This is a genomic window from Burkholderia sp. AU16482 (assembly GCF_002223285.1).
In the GTDB taxonomy this organism is placed as follows: Bacteria; Pseudomonadota; Gammaproteobacteria; order Burkholderiales; family Burkholderiaceae; genus Burkholderia; species Burkholderia semiarida.
In genome coordinates, this window is the sequence record NZ_NKEY01000003.1 from 1 (window position 1) to 21,670 (window position 21,670).

The 21,670-nt window shown below is 66.1% G+C and carries 16 protein-coding genes and 2 rRNA genes; 17 read left to right on the forward strand and 1 reads right to left on the reverse strand.

Going from position 1 to position 21,670, the window contains the following annotated elements:
* The 4 genes from CFB35_RS02315 to CFB35_RS02330 all read left to right on the forward strand — a co-directional run.
* Positions 1–239: ribosomal RNA gene (locus tag CFB35_RS02315) — 23S ribosomal RNA — on the forward strand; the annotation flags it as partial.
* A gap of 187 nt (positions 240–426) precedes the next feature.
* A 5S ribosomal RNA gene (rrf, locus tag CFB35_RS02320) occupies positions 427–539 on the forward strand.
* A 378-nt stretch (positions 540–917) separates the two neighbouring features.
* A complete protein-coding gene (locus CFB35_RS02325; RefSeq protein ID WP_059580816.1) occupies positions 918–2,993 on the forward strand; it encodes a molybdopterin-dependent oxidoreductase in 2,076 nt (691 codons plus the stop codon).
* Between the two features lie 137 nt (positions 2,994–3,130).
* Positions 3,131–4,804 (forward strand): long-chain fatty acid--CoA ligase, encoded by a 1,674-nt coding sequence (locus CFB35_RS02330; RefSeq protein WP_089464517.1) that lies wholly within the window; start codon positions 3,131–3,133, stop codon positions 4,802–4,804.
* Positions 4,805–5,063: 259 nt separating this feature from the next.
* Here CFB35_RS02330 and CFB35_RS02335 read toward each other — a convergent pair whose 3' ends face one another.
* The gene (locus CFB35_RS02335; RefSeq protein ID WP_059637989.1) at positions 5,064–6,215 is read right to left on the reverse strand and encodes a porin; all 1,152 of its coding nucleotides are present in this window, start codon (positions 6,213–6,215) and stop codon (positions 5,064–5,066) included.
* A 276-nt stretch (positions 6,216–6,491) separates the two neighbouring features.
* Between CFB35_RS02335 and coq7 the strand changes: the two genes are divergently transcribed.
* The 13 genes from coq7 to CFB35_RS02400 all read left to right on the forward strand — a co-directional run bounded on the left by coq7 (position 6,492) and on the right by CFB35_RS02400 (position 21,666).
* Complete coding sequence (gene coq7, locus CFB35_RS02340; protein WP_059580823.1) at positions 6,492–7,118, forward strand: 2-polyprenyl-3-methyl-6-methoxy-1,4-benzoquinone monooxygenase; 627 nt, start codon at positions 6,492–6,494, stop codon at positions 7,116–7,118.
* Between the two features lie 386 nt (positions 7,119–7,504).
* Positions 7,505–7,933 (forward strand): division/cell wall cluster transcriptional repressor MraZ, encoded by a 429-nt coding sequence (gene mraZ / locus CFB35_RS02345; protein ID WP_006487094.1) that lies wholly within the window; start codon positions 7,505–7,507, stop codon positions 7,931–7,933.
* Positions 7,934–7,956: 23 nt separating this feature from the next.
* Positions 7,957–8,898, forward strand: coding sequence for a 16S rRNA (cytosine(1402)-N(4))-methyltransferase RsmH (gene rsmH / locus CFB35_RS02350; protein WP_059581194.1), 942 nt, complete (start codon positions 7,957–7,959; stop codon positions 8,896–8,898).
* Positions 8,895–9,236 carry a cell division protein FtsL gene (gene ftsL, locus CFB35_RS02355; RefSeq protein ID WP_059580826.1) on the forward strand — a complete coding sequence of 114 codons (342 nt, stop codon included), beginning with the start codon at positions 8,895–8,897 and terminating at the stop codon, positions 9,234–9,236. The genes rsmH and ftsL overlap by 4 nt, the downstream gene beginning before the upstream one ends.
* Entirely contained in the window at positions 9,233–11,080 is a 1,848-nt protein-coding gene (locus CFB35_RS02360) for a penicillin-binding protein 2 (RefSeq protein WP_089464518.1), read from the forward strand. The genes ftsL and CFB35_RS02360 overlap by 4 nt, the downstream gene beginning before the upstream one ends.
* Complete coding sequence (locus CFB35_RS02365; RefSeq protein WP_089464519.1) at positions 11,077–12,615, forward strand: UDP-N-acetylmuramoyl-L-alanyl-D-glutamate--2,6-diaminopimelate ligase; 1,539 nt, start codon at positions 11,077–11,079, stop codon at positions 12,613–12,615. Before CFB35_RS02360 ends, CFB35_RS02365 begins: the two co-directional genes overlap by 4 nt.
* Positions 12,612–14,018, forward strand: coding sequence for a UDP-N-acetylmuramoyl-tripeptide--D-alanyl-D-alanine ligase (gene murF / locus CFB35_RS02370; protein ID WP_089464520.1), 1,407 nt, complete (start codon positions 12,612–12,614; stop codon positions 14,016–14,018). The genes CFB35_RS02365 and murF overlap by 4 nt, the downstream gene beginning before the upstream one ends.
* Positions 14,019–14,034: 16 nt before the next feature.
* Complete coding sequence (gene mraY, locus CFB35_RS02375) at positions 14,035–15,204, forward strand: phospho-N-acetylmuramoyl-pentapeptide-transferase (protein ID WP_006477019.1); 1,170 nt, start codon at positions 14,035–14,037, stop codon at positions 15,202–15,204.
* Positions 15,205–15,232: 28 nt separating this feature from the next.
* Entirely contained in the window at positions 15,233–16,741 is a 1,509-nt protein-coding gene (gene murD, locus CFB35_RS02380) for a UDP-N-acetylmuramoyl-L-alanine--D-glutamate ligase (protein ID WP_089464521.1), read from the forward strand.
* Complete coding sequence (gene ftsW / locus CFB35_RS02385) at positions 16,738–18,021, forward strand: putative lipid II flippase FtsW (RefSeq protein ID WP_059580840.1); 1,284 nt, start codon at positions 16,738–16,740, stop codon at positions 18,019–18,021. Before murD ends, ftsW begins: the two co-directional genes overlap by 4 nt.
* 121 nt (positions 18,022–18,142) lie before the next feature.
* Positions 18,143–19,246 carry an undecaprenyldiphospho-muramoylpentapeptide beta-N-acetylglucosaminyltransferase gene (murG, locus tag CFB35_RS02390; RefSeq protein WP_060312589.1) on the forward strand — a complete coding sequence of 368 codons (1,104 nt, stop codon included), beginning with the start codon at positions 18,143–18,145 and terminating at the stop codon, positions 19,244–19,246.
* Positions 19,243–20,640: a UDP-N-acetylmuramate--L-alanine ligase gene (gene murC, locus CFB35_RS02395; protein WP_059580845.1), complete on the forward strand. Its 1,398-nt coding sequence runs from the start codon at positions 19,243–19,245 to the stop codon at positions 20,638–20,640. The genes murG and murC overlap by 4 nt, the downstream gene beginning before the upstream one ends.
* Before the next feature lie 84 nt (positions 20,641–20,724).
* Positions 20,725–21,666, forward strand: coding sequence for a D-alanine--D-alanine ligase (locus tag CFB35_RS02400; protein ID WP_034206326.1), 942 nt, complete (start codon positions 20,725–20,727; stop codon positions 21,664–21,666).
* Positions 21,667–21,670: the final 4 nt, after the last annotated feature.

Below are 21,670 nucleotides of genomic sequence, written 5' to 3' on the forward strand. Positions count from 1 at the left end.
CCGGAGTGGACGAACCTCTGGTGTACCGGTTGTCACGCCAGTGGCATCGCCGGGTAGCTATGTTCGGAAGAGATAACCGCTGAAAGCATCTAAGCGGGAAACTCGCCTTAAGATGAGATATCCCTGGAGGCTTGACCTCCTTGAAGGGTCGTTCGAGACCAGGACGTTGATAGGTCGGGTGTGTAAGCGCAGTAATGCGTTCAGCTAACCGATACTAATTGCCCGTAAGGCTTGATCCTATAACAAGTCTGTCTCGATGCCCGTTAGCGCTTTAGCGCTTACGGACATCGAGCGTCGAGTGCAAGGCACTCGACGTACGACGGTTGAAGTACCGCGTACGTGTGAGATACAGCTCACAACCCAAATCAAGATTACTGCTTCTTCCAGGATTGGTTGCGCTGCGAAGCAACGCAACAACCCCCTTTGCCTGATGACCATAGCGAGTCGGTCCCACCCCTTCCCATCCCGAACAGGACCGTGAAACGACTCTACGCCGATGATAGTGCGGATTCCCGTGTGAAAGTAGGTAATCGTCAGGCTCCCTAAGCCAGAAACCCCCGCCCGACAAGGCGGGGGTTTTTGCATTTCAGCGATGGAAATGCACGCGGACGGGCAAAGCGTTGCCAAGGTGACCTACCTGAGTGAACTTCCCGTCCGACACATCGATCGCGGCGTCGATTCTCCCAATGGCTGCCATCTCTAGTGATTCAGCCGCATACTGGCCGTATCTCCGATCAAGGTCGCATTTGCCTTGAAGCGCCTCACCGGCAAGCAGTCCAGTGCGGTTGCTTTCCCTCCACCGCACCCGGCACCTCCACTTGGTCTTCGGTCAGATAATCCCCAATCGGTGCGAAATGAACGCGTTATTCAGCGTGTCCACGTAAAATTTGCAAATCCCCATCTCTGCATTCAAGACCATGAACGCCGCCACCCAAGTAGCCCGGGCCGTTTGCCCGCATGATTGTCCGGACACATGCGCAATGCGTGTGACCGTCGAAAATGGCAAGGCGATCAAGGTCACGGGCGATCCCGACCATCCGCCGACGCAGGGCGTGTTGTGTACGAAAGTCAGCCGATACGCGGATCGCGTTCATCATCCCGACCGCCTCACTGTCCCGCTCAAGCGTGTCGGTGCCAAGGGGGAAGGGCGTTTCATGCCAATCAGCTGGAGCGAGGCGTTCGACGAGATTGGGCGTCGACTCGGTGAAATCGCCGCGCGCGCGCCGGAGGCGATCGTGCCATACAGCTATGCGGGAACGATGGGGCTCGTGCAAGGCGAGGGCATCGCCCAGCGCTTCTTTCACAAGCTCGGCGCCTCGCGGCTCGAGCGCACGATCTGCTCGGCAGCCGGCGCAGCGGGGTTGCGATATACGTACGGCGGCAACGTCGGCATGCATCTCGAGTACTTCGAGGAAAGCGAGCTGATTCTGATATGGGGCGCGAATCCGATTGCATCGAGCCTGCACTTCTGGACCCGCGCGCAGGAAGCGAAGCGCCGGGGCGCGCGTCTTGTCGCGATCGATCCGTATCGTTCGCTGACCGCGGAGAAATGCCACCAGCACATCGCATTGAAGCCCGGTACCGACGGCGCGTTTGCGCTCGGCATGATGCATGTGCTGATTACCGAAAACCTGCTCGATCACCGTTACATCGCCGACCATACGCTCGGCTTCGACGCGCTCAAGGCGCGCGCCATGTCCTATCCGCCGGAACGCGTTGCGCAGATCTGCGGCATCGACCCATCGGAACTGATCGATCTTGCGCGTCGCTACGGCGCCACCCGCAAGGCTTCGATCCGCCTCAACTACGGCATGCAGCGCGTTCGCGGCGGCGGCAATGCCGTGCGCGCGATCGCCAGCCTGCCGGCGTTGACCGGGGCATGGCGCGATCGGGCCGGTGGGCTGCTGCTCTCGTCGTCGGAATCCGCACCGGTCAACCAAGCGGCGCTGCTGCGTCCGGATCTGATGCCGGGTTGGCCGCACAAGCTGCCGCGCATCATCAACATGAATGCGATCGGCGACGCGTTGCTGCACCCGGGCGACGCGACATTCGGGCCGAAAGTCGAAGCGGTGATCGTGTACAACTCGAATCCGGTCGCGGTCGCGCCCGATTCGTCGAAGGTCGCCGCAGGCTTCGCACGCGACGATCTGTTCACGGTCGTTCTAGAGCACTTCAAGACAGATACAGCCGATTTCGCTGACATTGTCTTGCCGGCGACCACGCAACTCGAGCATCTGGATGTCCATAAGTCGTACGGCCATACCTACGTGATGGCAAACCTGCCGGCGATTCCGCCGGTGGGCGACGCGCGGCCGAACACGGAGATCTTTCGCGGGATCGCACGCAGCATGGGGCTCGACGAGCCCGCGCTCTATCACAGCGACGAAGAGGTCGCGCGCGCGGCGCTTCGCTGGGACGATCCGGCGCTCGACAGCGACTGGGACACGCTGAAGCAGGCCGGCTGGCTGAAGCTCAAGCTGCTGGACGCGCCGTTCGCGAACGGCGGCTTCCGCACGCCTTCGGGAAAGTGCGAGTTCTACAGCCCGCGGCTCGAGCAGATGGGCAAGGACCCCGTCCCCGACTACCAGCCGCCGTTCGAGTCGGCCGAGGCCGCGCCCGAGCTCGCCGCACGCTATCCGCTGGCGATGATTTCGCCGCCGGCCCGCCACTTCCTGAACAGCACGTTCGTGAACGTCGACAGCCTGCGTTCGACGGAAGGCGAGCCGCATCTCGACATGCACCCGTCCGACGCCCGCGCGCGCGGCATCGCGGAGGGCGACGTCGTCCGGATCTTCAATGACCGCGGCTCGATGCAGGCGCTCGCGCGAATTACCGATCGTGCGCGTGCCGGGCTGGTCGTCGGGTTATCGATATGGTGGAAGAAGCTGTCGCCGGACGGCAGGAACGCGAACGAAGTGACGAGCCAGGCGCTGACCGATCTGGGCAATTCGGCGACGTTTTACGATTGTCTTGTGGAAGTTGAGCGGATTTGATCGAATATTGCCGTATGATCAGACGATATCGATAGGGAAGTTCGAAGTGGACATCTAACCCTGTTGTCTCGGGGCGGGGGAGCCGTTAGGATGCGTTTTAGCACGACCATTCGAAAATCTGTGAGGAGACGCGCGGTATGGACAAAATTTGGCTGAAATCGTACCCACCCGGCGTTCCAGCCGAAATTGACTCCTCGCCTTATCCGTCTGTCCCTGACCTGCTCGACGAGAGCTTCCGTCAGTATCGGGACCGTACCGCGTTCGTCTGCATGGGCAAGGGCATCACGTACGGCGAACTCGACACGCTGTCGCGCGAGTTCGGTGCGTGGCTGCAATCCCGCGGTCTGGCACGCGGGGCGCGCGTCGCGATCATGATGCCGAACGTGCTGCAATACCCGGTGACGATCGCCGCGGTATTGCGCGCCGGCTATACCGTGGTCAACGTCAATCCGCTCTATACGCCGCGCGAGCTCGAGCATCAACTGAAGGACAGTGGTGCCGAGGCGATCGTCATCCTGGAGAATTTCGCGTCGACGCTGCAGGCCGTCATCGCCAATACGGCCGTCAAGCACGTGGTCGTCGCATCGATGGGCGACCTGCTGGGCATCAAGGGATGGCTCGTCAATTACGTCGTGCGCAACGTGAAGAAGATGGTGCCGGCGTGGCAACTGCCGTCGTTCACGCGCTTCAAGGCCGCGCTGTCGGAAGGCGCGCGGCAGGCGTTCAAGCCGCAGAAAATCGGCCCCGACGACGTCGCGTTCCTGCAGTACACGGGTGGTACGACCGGCGTCGCGAAGGGGGCGACGCTGCTGCACCGGAACATCGTGTCGAACGTGCTGCAGGCGGGCGCCTGGCACCATCCGGCTCATGAGAAATTCCCGGACGTGAAACAGTTCGTGACGGTCGTCGCACTGCCGTTGTATCACGTGTTCGCGCTGACCGTCTGCGGTTTCCTGACGATGCGCACGGGCGGCATGGGCATCCTGATTCCGAACCCGCGCGACATCGCCGGCATGATCAAGGAGCTGAAGGGCTACCAGATCTCGACGATTCCGGCCGTCAACACGCTGTACAACGCGCTGCTGAACCATCCCGAATTCGGTCAGCTCGACCTGTCGAAGCTCGTGATCGCCAACGGTGGCGGCATGGCGATCCAGGAAGGCGTGGCGAAGCGCTGGTACGAAAAGACCGGCACCGCGATCATCGAGGGATACGGGTTGTCCGAAACGTCGCCGGTGGCCACCTGCAACCCCGTGACGGCGACCGAATACAGCGGCACGATTGGTCTGCCGCTGCCGTCGACCGAAGTCGCGATCCGCGACGATGCCGGCAACGACGTCCCGCTCGGCGAACCCGGCGAGATCTGCATCCGCGGGCCGCAGGTGATGGCCGGCTACTGGAACCGGCCCGACGAGACCGCGAAGGTCATGTTCGCTGACGGCTTCTTCAAGACGGGCGATGTCGGCGTGATGGATGCGCGCGGCTACGTGAAGATCGTCGATCGCAAGAAGGACATGATTCTCGTATCCGGCTTCAACGTGTATCCGAATGAAGTCGAGGACGTGGTGGCGTCGCATCCGGGCGTATTCGAGGTGGCGGCGGTCGGCGTGCCGGACGAGCATTCCGGCGAAGCCGTGAAGCTGTTCGTCGTGAAAAAGGATCCGGCGCTGACCGACAAGGACATCCTCGCCTATTGCAAGGAGCGGCTCACCGGGTACAAGCGGCCGAAGCTGGTCGAGTTCCGCACGGAGCTGCCGAAGACGAACGTCGGCAAGATCCTGCGGCGTGAACTGCGCGATGGACGCGCGTAATGCGCGCAACGATGCGATCGAACGAGAAAGCCCGGCACTTGCCGGGTTTTTTGTCTGTGGGGCGGGCTGGATGACGGAAGCGCGTGTTACGTGCGGGAGGCCGCGGCAAGCCTCGCGTTTCGGCCTGACGGTCGCGGGAGGGGCGGCGCGCCGCGACGTGCGTCTACCGTCGACCCGCTCGACCCACCACCGCCGCCCCGGAAAAGAAAAAGGCGCCCGAAGGCGCCTTCAATATGCCGCGGCTTGTCAGACAAGCTGATTAGAACTTGTGACGGATACCGACGCGTGCCGCGACCTGATTGCTCGTGCTCGACCCGGCCAGGCCGTTGATCGCTGCCGTTGCCTTCAGGACGTTGCCGTTCGAATCGAGCACGTTGCCCGATGCGTGCTGGTACACGCCGATCGCGTAGATGTCGGTGCGCTTCGACAGGAAGTAGTCGACGCCCAGCGAGCCCTGGTGGTACTTGGCCGCCGAGTTGCCGTCGATCTTGCTGCCTTGCGTGTAGTCGTACGCCGCGCCGAGGATCAACGCCGGGGTCAACTGGTACTTGAAGTTGATTTCGCCGTTGTTGAACGTCGCGGTCTGGTTCACGAACGGGCCTGCCGAGAAGCCCTTGAACTTCGTGTTCGAGTACGTCGCACCGATCGTCGCCGCGCCGAACGTGTAGGCACCGCCCGCGCCGATGACCTGGTACGTGTTCGCGTTGTTCGCGTACGCGCCGTAGATCGGCGACGAGACCGACGAAGACGTCGAGCCGTTGTTGAACATGCCGCCGAACTGGTTCGGCGTACGTGCGTTCAAGTAACCGACGCCCAACACCAACGGGCCGTTGGTGTAGCCGGCGCCGAGCGACCAGACCTGGTTCTTCGAGAACTGGCCCGCCTGACCGCCGAAGCTGTACAGGCCGCCGAACGTGAGGCCGCCGTAGTTCGCGCTCGTGAACTTGACCGCGTTGTTCACGCGATACGCGTTGTTGAAGTTGTCGAGGTCGCCCGGGTGAGCGGCGATGTAGCCGCCCCACTGGTCGCCTGCCTCGAGCGGGCCGACGAAGTCGACGACGGAGTCGTACTGACGACCCAGCGTGACCGTACCGTACGGGCTCGACAGGCCGACGTAAGCCTGACGACCGAACATCAGGCCGCCTTGACCGAGCCTGCCGCTGTTCACGTCGAAACCGTTTTCGAGGGTGAAGATCGCCTTCAGGCCGCCACCGAGGTCTTCGGTGCCGCGCAGGCCGAAGCGGCTGCCTTGCATCACGCCGCTGGCGAGGCCGTACAGGTGCTTGCCGCCTGCGTTGTTGTTGAAGAGGAAGCCTTCATCGATGATGCCGTAAAGCGTCACGCTGCTTTGCGCATGGGCAGCGCCAGCGAACGCGCCCAGCGCGACGAGCGCGAGAAGCGACTTTTTCATTAGCGGATCTCCAAGAATCACTGAATTTTTTTGACGGGGCGGATAGTTATGTTCTGTCGACGAGCCCCATCAACTTCGCAAGAAGTCGGACGTAATGTAGCAAAGCCGATTTTTGCCACAAAGCGAAATGCTGCTGCTCAAGGTCGCCATGTTTCCTTTATGCAACAATGGTTAAAATCACGGGTTAACCGCAATTTCCGCTGAATAATCAAGTCGGTTACGCAGCGGACTCGTGCCTTTGCCGCGCGCAGCGGCACCTGCAGCCAGGAGAACAGGATGGTGTTGGATGAACTGATCAGCGAATTCGATCGTGGCCTGCGATCGCTGACCGGCATTAGCCGGATGAGCCGGCCGGTGCCCGTGCCGGCCGATGCGCCGGACGTCGAACTGACGCTCGCCGAGCGCACGCACGCGGCCGGACTGATGCGTGTGAACCACGTCGGCGAGGTCTGCGCGCAGGCGCTCTACCAGGCGCAGAAGCTCACCGCGCGCACGGCGTCGGCGAAGGCGATGTTCGAGGAGGCCGCGCGCGAGGAGGAGGATCACCTCGCGTGGACCGCGCACCGGCTGAAGGAACTCGACTCGCGGCCGAGCCTGCTGAACCCGCTGTGGTATGCCGGCGCGCTCGCGATCGGCGTGGCGGCCGGCACCCTCGGCGACAAGGTCAGCCTCGGCTTCATGGCCGAGACGGAGCGGCAGGTCGAGAGCCATCTCGAAGGTCACATGTCGGAGTTGCCGGCCACCGACGCCGCGTCGCGCGCCATCGTCGACCAGATGCGGATCGACGAAGTGAAGCACGGGAAGGCCGCGACCGACGCCGGCGGGATCGAGCTGCCGCTGCCCGCGCGGATGCTGATGCGTGCCGCGTCGAAAGTCATGACGAGCACCGCGTACTATCTCTGAGATTTGCGCCGGGGCGGCGTGGGACGTCGCCCCGGTTCGCCGCCTCCGGTATCGCCCGCCTACTCCTCGTTTTCCCGCCCCCGAAAGCCCCGTCCGCACGCCCGTCTGGCCCGTCTTTCTCACGTATCACCTTCACAAGTTGCACTAGCTCATTCATTTATAACGGTTTTTGGTATGAGGGGTCGCATGAGCTTGTGCGCGTAAGTCCTTGTTCTAACTAACAAAATTCGTCAAAAAAGCGGGCCGCTCCCTTGACCGTGCCACACCCTTCCACTAAAGTGGGAGACAGTGTGAGAAAGTGTATTTTTGTGTGATTTAGCAGGCTGTTCCGGCTAAATTCTCAGCATTGAGCGGGTGCTTCGGTGCCCTGAACGGGAGAGCGGAAAGTGTTCCAAGGGGCGTCGGCGCTGACGCTCGATGCGAAAGGGCGGATGTCGGTGCCGGCTCGCTATCGCGAAGCGCTGCAAGGACAGGCAGAAGGACGGGTGACTGTGACCAAGCACCCGGACGGCTGCCTGTTGCTGTTTCCGCGCCCCGAATGGGAAGTGTTCCGCGCCAAGATCGCCGCGCTGCCGATGGACGCGCACTGGTGGCGGCGAATTTTTCTCGGCAATGCGATGGATGTCGATCTCGACAGCGCGGGCCGGATTCTCGTATCGCCCGAGCTGCGCATGGCAGCCGGACTGGAAAAGGAAGTCATGTTGTTGGGAATGGGTAGTCACTTCGAGCTGTGGGATTCGCAGACCTACAACGCGAAGGAGCAGGCAGCGATGGCGCAGGGCATGCCCGACGCGCTGAAGAATTTCACGTTCTGATTGCGGTGACGGAGACGCCCGCGATGGGAAATGAATTGCGGCATCGGACGGTGCTGTTGGATGAGGCGGTCGAGTCGCTCGTGACGCGGCCGGACGGCGTGTATGTCGACGGCACGTTCGGGCGCGGCGGTCACAGCCGCGCGGTGCTCGCGCGGCTGGCGGCGGCCGGGCGGCTGATCGCGTTCGACAAGGATCCGAGGGCGATCGAGACGGCGCAGGGCATCGAGGATGCGCGCTTCTCGATCGTGCATGACAGCTTTGCATCGATGCGCGACGCGCTTGCGGCGCGCGGCGTCGAGAAGGTGTCGGGGGTGTTGCTGGACCTGGGCGTGTCCTCGCCGCAGGTGGACGATCCGGCGCGCGGCTTCAGTTTCCGCGCCGATGGTCCGCTGGACATGCGAATGGATCCGACGCGTGGCGAGTCGGCGGCCGAATGGCTCGCGCGGGCTTCGGTGCAGGAATTGACGGAGGTGATACGGGATTATGGGGAAGAACGGTTTGCTTTTCAGATTGCAAAGGCGCTTGTTGCTCGCCGGGCAGAGTCCGACCGTCTTGGGCCTCTCGACACCACGGGCGAGCTTGCCCAAATCGTGGGTCACGTCGTCAAAACCCGTGAGAAGGGCAAGGATCCGGCAACCCGCACCTTTCAGGCTATACGGATTCACGTCAATCAAGAGCTTGCGGACCTGCAAGTCGTACTAGACGCGGCACTGTCGTTGCTGGAGCAAGGGGGGCGGCTGGTGGTCATCAGCTTTCATTCACTCGAGGACCGGATCGTCAAGCGATTCATGCAGGCGCACGCGAGTGCGCCTGCGGTCGATCGTCGCCTGCCGATCCGTGCCGTCGATCTCCCGAGCCCGCCGCTCAAGATCATCAGCCGCCAGTTTCCGAGCGACGCGGAAGTCGCCGCGAATCCGCGCGCCCGCTCGGCCGTGATGCGCATCGCGGAGCGCGTCACACCATGAGCCGCCTCAATATCTTCCTGCTGATCATCGTGATGGGTTGCGCGCTGTCGGTCGTCAACTCGACGAACCAGCAACGCCAGATCTTCATCCAGCTGCAGCGCGCGCAGTCGCAGGAGCGTCAGCTCCAGCAGGACTACGCGCAGCTTCAATATCAGCAGAGCGCGCTGTCGAAGACGTCGCGCATCGAGCAGCTCGCGAACGATTCGCTGAAGATGCAGGCGATCTCGACGGGCCGCACGCAATACCTGACGCTGCCGCCGGGCGCCGCGAAGGCGATCGACGCGCCGATCCCGGCGTCGGCCGACACGGCCGGCAAGGGCAAGGGAGGCGCGCGATGAAGCCGTCCCCGAAGCGCCAGAACGTGAAGTTCTCGTCGAGCCCGGTGCTGGGCGTGCATCTGCCGATGTGGCGCTCGAAGCTCGTCGTGTTCCTGCTGTTCATGGCGTTCGTCGCGCTGGCCGCGCGGGCGTTCTGGATCCAGGGGCCCGGCAACGCGTTCTATCAGAAGCAGGGCGAAAGCCGCTACCAGCGCACGATCGAACTGCCCGCGACGCGCGGCAAGATCCTCGACCGCAACGGGCTCGTGCTCGCGACGAGCCTGCCCGTGCGCGCGATCTGGGCGATTCCCGACGCGGTGCCGGACGATCTCGACGCCGACAAGATCAACCAGCTCGGCAAGCTCCTCGGCATGACGCCGAAGGAACTGCGCGTGAAGCTGTCGGAAGACAAGGGCTTCGTCTACGTGAAGCGCCAGGTGCCGATCGACGTCGCGGACAAGGTCGCCGCGCTCGACATTCCCGGCATCTATCAGCGCAACGAATACAAGCGCTTCTACCCGGAAGGCGAGATCACCGCGCACCTGATCGGCTTCACGAACGTCGAGGACGAAGGGCAGGAAGGCGTCGAGCTGGGCGACCAGAAGATGCTGTCCGGCACGTCGGGCATGCGTCGCGTGATCAAGGACCGGATGGGGCACATCGTCGAGGATGTCGCCGAGCAGATCCCGCCGCACAACGGCACCGACGTCGACCTGTCGATCGACAGCAAGATCCAGTACATCGCGTACGCGAACCTGAAGGCCGCCGTCGAGAAGTTCAAGGCGAAGGCCGGCGCGGCGATGGTCGTCGACGTGCGTACCGGCGAAGTGCTCGCGCTCGTCAACTACCCGACGTACAACCCGAACGACCGCTCGCGCATGACCGGCGAGCAGTTGCGCAACCGGATCATGACCGACGTGTTCGAGCCGGGCTCGATCATGAAGCCGTTTACGGTATCGCTCGCGCTTGACCTGCACCGCGTGACGCCGAACACGCTCGTCGAGACGGGCAACGGGCATTTCGTGCTCGACGGCGCGCCGATCACCGATGACGCCGGCTTCGGCACGCTGACGGTCGGCGGCGTGATCCAGAAGTCGAGCAATATCGGCGCGACGAAGATCGCGATGACGATGCGGCCCGAGGAAATGTGGAACATGTATACGAGCATCGGCCTCGGCCAGGCGCCGAAGGTCGGCTTCCCGGGCGCGGTGGCCGGCCGCCTGCGGCCGTGGAAGAGCTGGCGCCGCATCGAGCAGGCGACGATGTCGTACGGCTACGGCCTGTCGGTGTCGCTGTTCCAGCTCGCGCGGGCGTATACGGCGATCGCGCACGACGGTGAGCTGATGCCCGTGACCATTTTCAAGACCGACCCCAATCAGCCGATCGCGGGCACGCAGGTGTTCAACCCGACCACCGCGCGCGAAGTACGCGCGATGCTCGAGACGGTCGTCGCGCCGGGCGGCACGTCGCCGGATGCGGCCGTGCCGGGCTATCGCGTCGGCGGCAAGAGCGGCACCGCGTACAAGCACGAAGGCCACGGCTACACGCGCAAGTACCGCGCGTCGTTCGTCGGGATGGCGCCGATGCCGAACCCGCGCGTCGTGATCGCGGTGTCGGTCGACGAGCCGACGGCCGGCAGCCACTTCGGCGGCCAGGTGTCCGGCCCCGTATTCTCGGCGATCGCCGGCGACACGATGCGCGCGTTGAACGTCCCGCCGAACATGCCGATCAAGCAGCTCGTCGTGTCCGACGATTCGCCGGATTCCCCCGCCGCAAAAGGCCCGCAAAAGCTGGCTACGGGGGGCGGCGCGAAGCATATGATCGTATCCAGCACGACCCGTAATTCACCAGGAGTTGTTCGATGAGCGCCGCCCGCAGTTCCCATCCGGCGCATCAGCAGATCGCAGCCGCGCTCGCGTGGCTGCGTCAGCATGTGGCCCCCGCGGCGCAACTGCATGCCGACACGCGCAGCCTCAAGGCTGGCGACGTGTTCGTCGCGTATGCGGTCGACGGGGCAGACAATCGCGCGTTCATGGCCGACGCCGTCGCACGCGGCGCGGCCGCCGTGTTGTATCAGCCGGAAGGGCTGGTCGACGCGCCGGCCGTACCCGTCGCGCTCGCGGTGCCGGCGCTCGATCAACTCGCCGGCGAGATCGCCAGCGGCTGGTACGGCGATCCGAGCGACAGCCTGCTCGCGATCGGTGTCACGGGCACGAACGGCAAGACGTCGTGCACGCAATGGATCGCCACCGCACTGACGGCGCTGCGCGAGCCGTGCGCGGTGATCGGCACGCTCGGCACCGGGATGCCCGGCCAGCTCGTGCCGACGGGCTTCACGACGCCCGACGCGCCGCAGCTGCAGCGCAGCCTCGCGCAATTGCGCGACGCGGGCGCGCAGGCCGTGGCGATGGAAGTATCGTCGCACGCGCTGCACCAGGGGCGCGTGAACGGAACGGCGTTCGACATCGCGGTGTTTACGAACCTCACGCAGGATCACCTCGACTATCACGGCACGTTCGACGCGTACGAGGCCGCGAAGGCGAAGCTGTTCGCATGGCGCGGCCTGCGCGCGGCGGTGATCAACCGCGACGACGCGGCAGGCCGCCGCCTGCTCGAGAAACTGGCCGGCCGCGTGCGCACGATCGCGTACGGAATCGGCGACGCACCGGCGCCCGACGCCGATCGCGCGCTGGTCGCGCTCGACGTGCGCGCCACCGCGACGGGTACCGCATTCCGCCTGCGTTCGTCGTGGGGCGACGCGGACGTCGAGGTCGGTACGCTCGGCACGTTCAACGTCAGCAACCTGCTTGCCGTGCTGGGTTCGCTGCTCGCGGCCGACGTGCCGTTCGACGCGGCACTCGCCGAGATCGAGCGGCTCGAGTCGGTCAACGGCCGGATGCAGCGGCTCGGCGGCCGGCTGCAGAACGACGAACCGCTCGTCGTGATCGACTACGCACACACGCCCGATGCGCTCGAAAAGACGCTCGATGCGCTGCGCCCGATCGCCGCGGCGCGCGGTGGCCGGCTGATCTGCATGTTCGGCTGCGGCGGCGATCGCGATGCGACGAAGCGCCCGCTGATGGGCGCGATCGTGGAGCGGCTCGCCGACGAAGCAGTCGTCACGAGCGACAACCCGCGCAGCGAAGATCCGCAGCGCATCATCGATCAGGTCGTCGCGGGCATGACCGCACCCGATCGCGCACGCCGTATCGAGGATCGCGCGAGCGCGATCCTGCAGGCCGTGCGCGGCGCCGCACGCGAGGACGTCGTCGTGCTGGCCGGCAAGGGCCACGAGGCCACGCAGGAAATCATGGGCAAGAAACGCGCATTCTCCGACCAGGATCACGCGCGGCTCGCGCTCGCGGCACGCGCGACGCACGGCAAGGGAGGCGCTGAATGACGATGCTCAGTCTCGGCGAAGCCGCCCGCCTGATTCCCGGCGCCACCGTCCACGGCGACGCGGGCGTCACGTTCGATCGCGTGTCGACCGACAGCCGCACGGTCGGCCCGGGCGACCTGTTCGTCGCGCTGAAGGGCGAGCGCTTCGACGCGCACGACTTTCTCGGCGACGTCGCCGCGCGCGGAGCGGCCGCGGCGCTCGTCGCGCACGCGCCGGCGGGCATCGCGATGCCGGTGATCGAAGGCGGCGAAACGCGTGCCGCGCTCGGCGCGCTCGCGCATGGCTGGCGCATGCGGTTCCCGCTGCCGCTCGTCGCGGTGACGGGCAGCAACGGCAAGACGACCGTCAAGGAAATGATCGCGTCGATCTTCGCGGCGGCGGTAGGCGCCGACGCGCGGCTCGCGACGGCCGGCAACCTGAACAACGATGTCGGCCTGCCGCTGACGCTGCTGCGCCTGTCGGCCGCGCATCGTCTCGCGGTGATCGAGATCGGCATGAACCACCCGGGCGAAACCGAAGTCCTCGCGCGTCTTACCGCGCCGACGGTGGCGCTCGTCAACAACGCGCAGCGCGAGCACCAGGAATTCATGGCGACGGTCGAAGCCGTCGCGCTCGAACACGCAGCCGTGATCCATGCGCTGCCGCCGGACGGCGTCGCGGTGTTCCCGGCCGACGACGCGTACGCAAGCATCTGGCGCGTCGCGGCGACCGGCAACCGGATCCTCGATTTCGCGCTGCATGACGCCGAACGGCAGAACGACGCGCAGGTCGTCGGTCGCCTGCACGGCGGCGAACTCGCGATCGACACGCCGGCGGGTGCCGTCACGGTGCGGCTGCGCGCGCTCGGCGAACACAACGCGCGCAACGCACTCGCCGCGACGGCCGCTGCGCTCGGCGCCGGCGTCGCGCTGTCGGCGATCCGGCAGGGGCTCGAATCGTTCGAACCGGTCAAGGGCCGGCTGCAGGTGAAGCAGGCGAGCGTCGGCAGCCTCGTCGGCGCGACGGTCGTCGACGATACGTACAACGCGAACCCGGATTCGATGCGCGCCGCGATCGACGTGCTCGCCGCGCATCCGGCGCCGCGCGTGCTGGTGATCGGCGACATGGGCGAGGTCGGCGATGAAGGGCCGGTCTTCCACCGCGAGATTGGCGCGTACGCGCGCGAACGCGGGATCGACGCGCTGTTCGCGCTCGGCGACGCATCGCGCGACGCGTGCACGGCCTACGGCGACACCGCACGCCATTTCGGCGACGTCGGCGCGCTCGTGTCGGCGCTGCTCGCGGCCGGTTACGGCGCGCAGGCGACGGTGCTCGTGAAGGGCTCGCGGTACATGAAGATGGAGCGCGTGGTCGACGCGCTGACGAACCAACCCGCGGCGGGCACGGTGCCCGCCGCACACTGAGTAGAAGGAAGGAAGCATGCTGCTGGCGCTGGCGCAATGGCTGCAAGGAGACGCAAGCTTTTTGCGCTTGTTCACGTACCTCACGTTCCGTGCGGTGATGGCCACCATCACCGCGCTCGGGATCGGGCTCGTGTGCGGACCGTGGGTGATCCGCAAGCTGACGCAAATGAAGGTCGGGCAGGCCGTGCGCAAGGACGGCCCGCAGACCCACCTCGTCAAGTCCGGCACGCCGACGATGGGCGGCGTGCTGATCCTGATCGGCATCGCGGTCGCGACGCTGCTGTGGGGCGACCTGACGAACCGTTTCATCTGGATCGTGATGCTCGTCACGTTCGGTTTCGGCGTGATCGGGTGGGTCGACGATTACCGCAAGGTCGTCCACAAGGACCCGCGCGGGATGTCGTCGCGCGAGAAGTATTTCTGGCAGTCGGTGATCGGGCTGTTCGCGGCCGTCTATCTCGCGTTCAGCGTGTCCGAGGCGAACAACGTGCGCGTGTTCGACCTGTTCATGGCGTGGGTGAGGAGCGGCCTGTCGATGGGGCTGCCGGCGCGCGCCGACCTGATGTTGCCGTTCCTGAAGTCGATCAGCTACCCGCTCGGCGTGTGGGGCTTCATCGTGCTGACCTACTTCGTGATCGTCGGCGCGAGCAACGCGGTGAACCTGACCGACGGCCTCGACGGCCTCGTGATCATGCCGGTCGTGCTGGTCGGCGCGTCGCTGGGTGTGTTCGCGTACGTGATGGGCAGCGCGGTCTATTCAAAATACCTGCTGTTTCCGCACATCCCCGGCGCGGGCGAACTGCTGATCTTCTGTTCCGCGATGGGCGGAGCCGGGCTCGCGTTCCTCTGGTACAACACGCACCCCGCGCAGGTGTTCATGGGCGACGTCGGCGCGCTGGCGCTGGGCGGCGCGCTCGGCACGGTCGCGGTGATCGTGCGCCAGGAAATCGTGCTGTTCATCATGGGCGGCATCTTCGTCGCGGAAACGCTGTCGGTGATGCTGCAGGTGTCGTGGTTCAAGTACACGAAGAAGCGTTATGGCGAAGGCCGGCGCCTGCTGAAGATGGCGCCGCTGCATCACCATTTCGAATTGTCCGGCTGGAAGGAAACGCAGGTGGTCGTGCGTTTCTGGATCATCACGCTGATGCTGTGCCTGTTCGGTCTGACCACCCTCAAGCTGCGGTAAAGGAAAGGTAACAAGGATGTCTGGCGAGATGTTTGGAGATCGGCAACGGCCGATGGTGCTCGTACTGGGGCTCGGGGAATCGGGTCTTGCGATCGCGCGATGGTGCGCGAGGCACGGGTGCCGGCTGCGTATTGCCGATACCCGCGAGGCGCCGCCGAACCTTGCCGCGCTGCAGGCCGAAGGCATCGACGCGGAATTCGTCGGCGGGGCGTTCACGCCCGCGCTGCTCGACGGCGGCGTCGAGATCGTCGGGCTGAGCCCCGGGCTGTCGCCGCTGGAGCCGGCGCTCGCGGCGCTGGTCGCGGCCGCGAACGAGCGCGGCATCGCGGTATGGGGCGAGCTGGAATTCTTCGCGCAGGCGCTGCGCGCGCTCGGCACGAGCGGCTACCAGCCGAAGGTGCTCGCGATTACCGGCACCAACGGCAAGACCACGACGACGAGCCTCACGGGCCTGCTGTGCCAGCGCTCGGGCAAGAAGGTCGCGGTCGCGGGCAACATCAGCCCGGCGATGCTCGACCGGCTCGCGAGCGCGATCGACGAAACCGCGTTGCCGGACGTCTGGGTGCTCGAACTGTCGAGCTTCCAGCTCGAGACCGCACGCACGTTCGCGCCCGATGCGGCCGCGATCCTCAACATCACGCAGGACCATCTCGACTGGCACGGCAGCTTCGACGCGTACGCGCAGGCAAAGGGCCGGATCTTCGGCGCGACGACGACGCGCGTGCTGAACCGCGACGACGCGGCCGTGATGAAGTTCGCGCCGGCAGCCGGCGCGGCCGATGCGCCGCGCACGGTCACGTTCGGCCTGAACGAGCCGACGCAGGACGGCGACTACGGGCTGTCGCGCGACAACGGCATCGCGTGGCTGGTGGAGGCCGTCGATCGCGACGCGCCGGATGAGGCGACGACCCGCCGGCGCAAGCGCGACGCCGCGCACACGCCCGACATCGCGCAGAAGCGCCTGATGCCGGTCGACGCGCTGCGCATCCGCGGGCTGCACAACGCCGCGAACGCGCTGGCCGCGTTCGCGCTCGCGCGCGCGATCGATCTGCCGGCCGCGCCGCTGCTGCACGCGCTGCGCGAATACCGCGGCGAAGCGCATCGCGTCGAAGTGATCGCGACGATCGACGACGTCGACTACGTCGACGACAGCAAAGGGACGAACGTCGGCGCGACGGTGGCCGCGCTCGACGGGCTCGCGCAGAAGACCGTGCTGATCGCCGGCGGCGACGGCAAGGGGCAGGATTTCGCGCCGCTCGTCGCGCCGGTCGCGCGCTGGTGCCGCGCGGTGATGCTGATCGGCCGCGACGCGCCGGCGCTGCGCGACACGCTCGCCGAAACGGGCGTGCCGCTCGCCGACCACGCGACGCTCGAAGGCGCGGTGCGCGCGGCGGCCGAGCTGGCCGAGCCGGGCGATGCGGTGCTGCTGTCGCCCGCGTGCGCGAGCCTCGACATGTTCAGGAACTACGCCCATCGCGCGGAAGTGTTCCGCGCGGCGGTCGACGCCATCGCCATCGACAAAGGAGCGACGCCATGAGCTGGTCCGATCGCCTCGTCTCCCGTTTCAACGACCGACGCGACACCGGCGGCAACGCCGCGGGCGGCCGCGTCGCATCGGCCACGCGCGCCGCGACGGGCGGCCTCGCCAGCGTCGTCAACGGCGTGCGTCCGACCCGTTCCCGGATGCTCGATTTCGACTATTCGCTGCTGTGGGTCGCGATCGCGCTGCTCGGGCTCGGCGTCGTGATGGTGTATTCGGCGTCGATCGCGATGCCCGATTCGCCAAAATACGCGTCGTATCACGATTACGCGTTCCTGATGCGCCACTGCGTGTCGCTCGGCGTCGCGTTCGGCGCGGCGGTGATCGCGTTCCGCGTGCCGGTGTCGACCTGGGATAAATACGCGCCGCATCTTTTCCTGATCGCGCTCGTCGGCCTCGTGATCGTGCTGATCCCGCACGTCGGCAAGGGCGTGAACGGTGCGCGCCGCTGGATTCCGCTCGGCATCACGAACATGCAGCCGTCGGAAATCATGAAGCTCGCGGTGACGATTTACGCGGCGAACTACACGGTGCGCAAGCAGGAATACATGCAGAGCTTCGCGAAGGGCTTCCTGCCGATGGCGTTCGCGGTCGGTCTCGTCGGCGCGCTGCTGCTGCTCGAGCCCGACATGGGCGCGTTCATGGTGGTCGCCGCGATCGCGATGGGCGTGCTGTTCCTGGGCGGCGTGAACGGCAAGCTGTTCGGCGGCCTCGTCGCGACGGCGGTCGGCACGTTCACGATGCTCGTGTGGCTGTCGCCGTGGCGTCGCGAGCGGATCTTCGCGTATCTCGATCCGTGGGACGAACGCTACGCGCAGGGCAAGGCCTACCAGCTCACGCACTCGCTGATCGCGTTCGGCCGCGGCGAATGGTTCGGCGTCGGTCTCGGCGGTAGCGTCGAGAAGCTGAACTACCTGCCGGAAGCGCATACCGACTTCATCCTCGCGGTGATCGGCGAGGAGCTCGGTTTCATCGGCGTGCTGGTCGTGATTCTGCTGTTCTACTGGATCGTGCGCCGCGCGTTCGAGATCGGCCGCCAGGCGCTCGCGCTCGATCGCACGTTCGCGGGCCTGATGGCGAAGGGCATCGGCATCTGGTTCGGCGCGCAGACGTTCATCAACATGGGCGTGAACCTCGGGCTGCTGCCGACCAAGGGCCTGACGCTGCCGCTCGTGAGCTACGGCGGTTCGGGCATTTTGCTGAACTGCGTCGCGCTCGCGGTGCTGCTGCGGGTCGATTACGAAAATCGCGTACTGATGCGGGGAGGGAAGGTATGACCTCCCCGCGTCAGTACGCGATTTCGGTGAAGGCTAACTTCGTGCGCGAAGCGCGCGAAGTTAAGCGAAGCGGCCGTAGCCAAAACATGCGTTCATTCTTGCTGATGCGGGGAGGGAAGGTATGACCGCGTCGCAACGCACGCTGATGGTGATGGCAGGCGGCACCGGGGGCCACGTGTTCCCGGGGCTCGCGGTCGCGCACCGGATGGAAGCGGCGGGCTGGCGCGTCGTATGGCTCGGCAATCCGGCCGGGATGGAAGCGACGCTCGTGCCGAAACACGGCATTCCGATGGAGTACGTGCGGTTCGGCGGGCTGCGCGGCAAGGGCCTGAAGACCAAGCTGACGCTGCCGGTCAACCTGCTGCGCGCATGCTGGCAGAGCCTCGGCGCGCTGCGCCGCGTGCGGCCGGACGTCGTGCTCGGGATGGGCGGCTACATCACGTTCCCGGCGGGTGTGATGACCGCGCTGTCGGGGCGTCCGCTCGTGCTGCATGAACAGAATTCGATCGCGGGCCTGACGAACAAGGTGCTCGCGAAACTCGCGAAGCGTGTGCTCGTCGCGTTCCCCGGCGCGCTGCCGCACGCGGAATGGACGGGCAACCCGATTCGCGCGGAACTTGCGCACACCGAGCCGCCCCACGCGCGCTATGCGTCGCGCAGCGGCCCGCTGAACGTGCTGGTCGTCGGCGGCAGCCTCGGGGCGGCCGCGCTGAACGAAGTCGTGCCGCGCGCGCTGGCGCTGCTGGCGCCGGGCGAGCGCCCGCGCGTCGTGCACCAGGCCGGCGTGAAGCACATCGATGCATTGAAGGCGAATTACGAAGCGGCCGGTTTCGCGGCCGGCGAAGACGTGCGGCTCGTGCCGTTCATCGACGACATGGCGGCCGCATATGCGGCGGCGGATCTGGTGATCTGCCGGTCGGGCGCGATGACGGTGTCGGAGATCGCGGCGGTGGGCGTGGCGGCGCTATTCGTGCCGTTCCCGTACGCGGTCGACGATCACCAGACGACCAACGCCGCGTTTCTCGCCGATGCGGGCGCGGCCGTGCTGGTGCAACAACGCGACCTGTCGGCGGAACTGCTCGCCGACTGGCTGCGCGGCCAGTCGCGGGCATCGCTCGCGGAGATGGCGGAACGTTCGCGCTCGCTCGCGAAGCCCGAGGCCACCGACGAAGTCGCGCGTGTGTGCGCGAAGGCGGCCGGCGCGAACCTGGAACAACTGCAATGAAACACATCGTCAAACACATTCATTTCGTCGGGATCGGCGGCGCGGGCATGAGCGGCATCGCCGAAGTGCTCGTCAACCTCGGCTACGCGGTCAGCGGCTCGGACCTGTCGCGCAACGCGGTGACCGATCGCCTCGCGGCGCTGGGCGCGCGGATCGCGATCGGCCACGACGCGGCGAACATCGAGGGCGCGAACGCGGTCGTCGTGTCGACGGCCGTGCGCTCCGACAATCCGGAAGTGCTGGCCGCTCGCCACCAGGGCGTGCCGATCGTGCAGCGCGCGGTGATGCTGGCGGAGCTGATGCGCCTGAAGCAGGGCATCGCGATCGCCGGCACGCACGGCAAGACCACGACGACGAGCCTCGTCGCGAGCGTGCTCGCGGCGGGCGGGCTGGACCCGACGTTCGTGATCGGCGGCCGGCTGATCAGCGCCGGCGCGAATGCACGGCTCGGCACGGGCGACTTCATCGTCGCCGAGGCCGACGAGTCGGACGCGTCGTTCCTGAATCTGTATCCGGTGATCGAAGTCATCACGAACATCGACGCCGACCACATGGACACCTACGGCCACGATTTCGCGCGGCTCAAGCAGGCGTTCATCGAGTTCACGCAGCGCCTGCCGTTCTACGGCAGCGCGGTGGTGTGCGTCGACGATCCGAACGTGCGGCAGATCATTCCGTTCATTTCGAAGCCGGTCGTGCGCTACGGCCTGTCGCCGGACGCGCAGGTGCGCGCGGAGGACATCGACGCGCGCGACGGCCGGATGCATTTCAACGTGATCCGCGAAGGTCGCGCGCCGCTCGCGGTGGTGCTGAACATGCCCGGCCTGCACAACGTGCAGAACGCACTCGCGGCGATCGCGATCGCGACCGATCTCGGCGTGTCGGACGACGCGATCCAGCTGGCGCTGGCGGAATTCAACGGCGTCGGCCGGCGCTTCCAGCGTTACGGCGAAGTGCCGAGCGCGGACGGCGGCCAGTACACGCTGATCGACGACTACGGCCATCACCCGGTCGAGATGGCCGCAACGATCGCGGCCGCGCGCGGTGCGTTCCCGGGCCGCCGCCTCGTGCTGGCGTTCCAGCCGCACCGCTACACGCGCACGCGCGACTGCTTCGACGATTTCGTCAACGTGCTGTCGACGGTCGATGCGCTGGTGCTGACGGAAGTTTACGCGGCGGGCGAAGCGGCGATCCCGACGGCCAGCGGCGACGCGCTGTCGCGTGCGCTGCGCGCGGCGGGCAAGGTCGACCCGGTGTTCGTCGCGACGGTCGACGACGTGCCGGACGCATTGGCGAAAGTCGCGCAGAACGGCGACGTGGTGATCACGATGGGCGCGGGTTCGATCGGCGGCGTGCCGGCGAAGCTCGTGCAACACACTGAACAGAAGGCATGACATGAAACGACTCCCACGCTTACTTCGTTCGCTGCCCCCCGCGGGGGCGGTCAGCCTCGTTGGGGCGGCCCGGCGGAGGTCGGCATGAGCGGAATCGATCCGAAACGCTTCGGCAAGGTGGCGGTGTTGTTCGGCGGCGAATCCGCCGAGCGCGAGGTATCGCTCACCTCGGGCCGCCTCGTGCTGCAGGGCCTGCGTGACGCGGGCGTCGACGCGCATCCGTTCGACCCGGCCGAGCGGCCGCTGTCGGCGCTGAAGGACGAAGGCTTCGTGCGCGCGTTCAACGCGCTGCACGGCGGCTACGGCGAGAACGGCCAGATCCAGGGCGCGCTCGATTTCTACGGGATCCGCTACACGGGCAGCGGCGTGCTCGGGTCGGCGCTCGGCCTCGACAAGTTCCGCACGAAGCTCGTGTGGCAGCAGACGGGCGTGCCGACGCCGCCGTTCGAGACGGTGATGCGCGGCGACGATCTGGCCGCGCGCGCGACCGACATTGTCGCGAAGCTCGGCCTGCCGCTGTTCGTGAAGCCGGCGAGCGAAGGCTCGAGCGTCGCGGTCCTGAAGGTGAAGACGGCCGACGCGCTGCCGGCCGCGCTCGCGGAAGCCGCGACGCACGACAAGATCGTGATCGTCGAGAAGAGCATCGAAGGCGGCGGCGAATACACCGCGTGCATCGCCGGCGATCTCGACCTGCCGCTGATCAAGATCGTGCCGGCGGGCGAGTTCTACGACTACCACGCGAAGTACGTCGCCGACGATACGCAGTACCTGATCCCGTGCGGCCTGCCGGCGCAACAGGAGGCGGAACTGAAGCGCATCGCGCGCCGCGCGTTCGACGTGCTCGGCTGCACCGACTGGGGCCGTGCGGACTTCATGCTCGACGCGGCCGGCAACGCGTATTTCCTGGAAGTGAACACGGCCCCCGGGATGACCGACCACTCGCTGCCGCCGAAGGCCGCGCGCGCGGTCGGCATCGGCTATTCGGAGCTGGTCGTGAAGGTGTTGTCGCTCACGCTCAACGACTGACGCA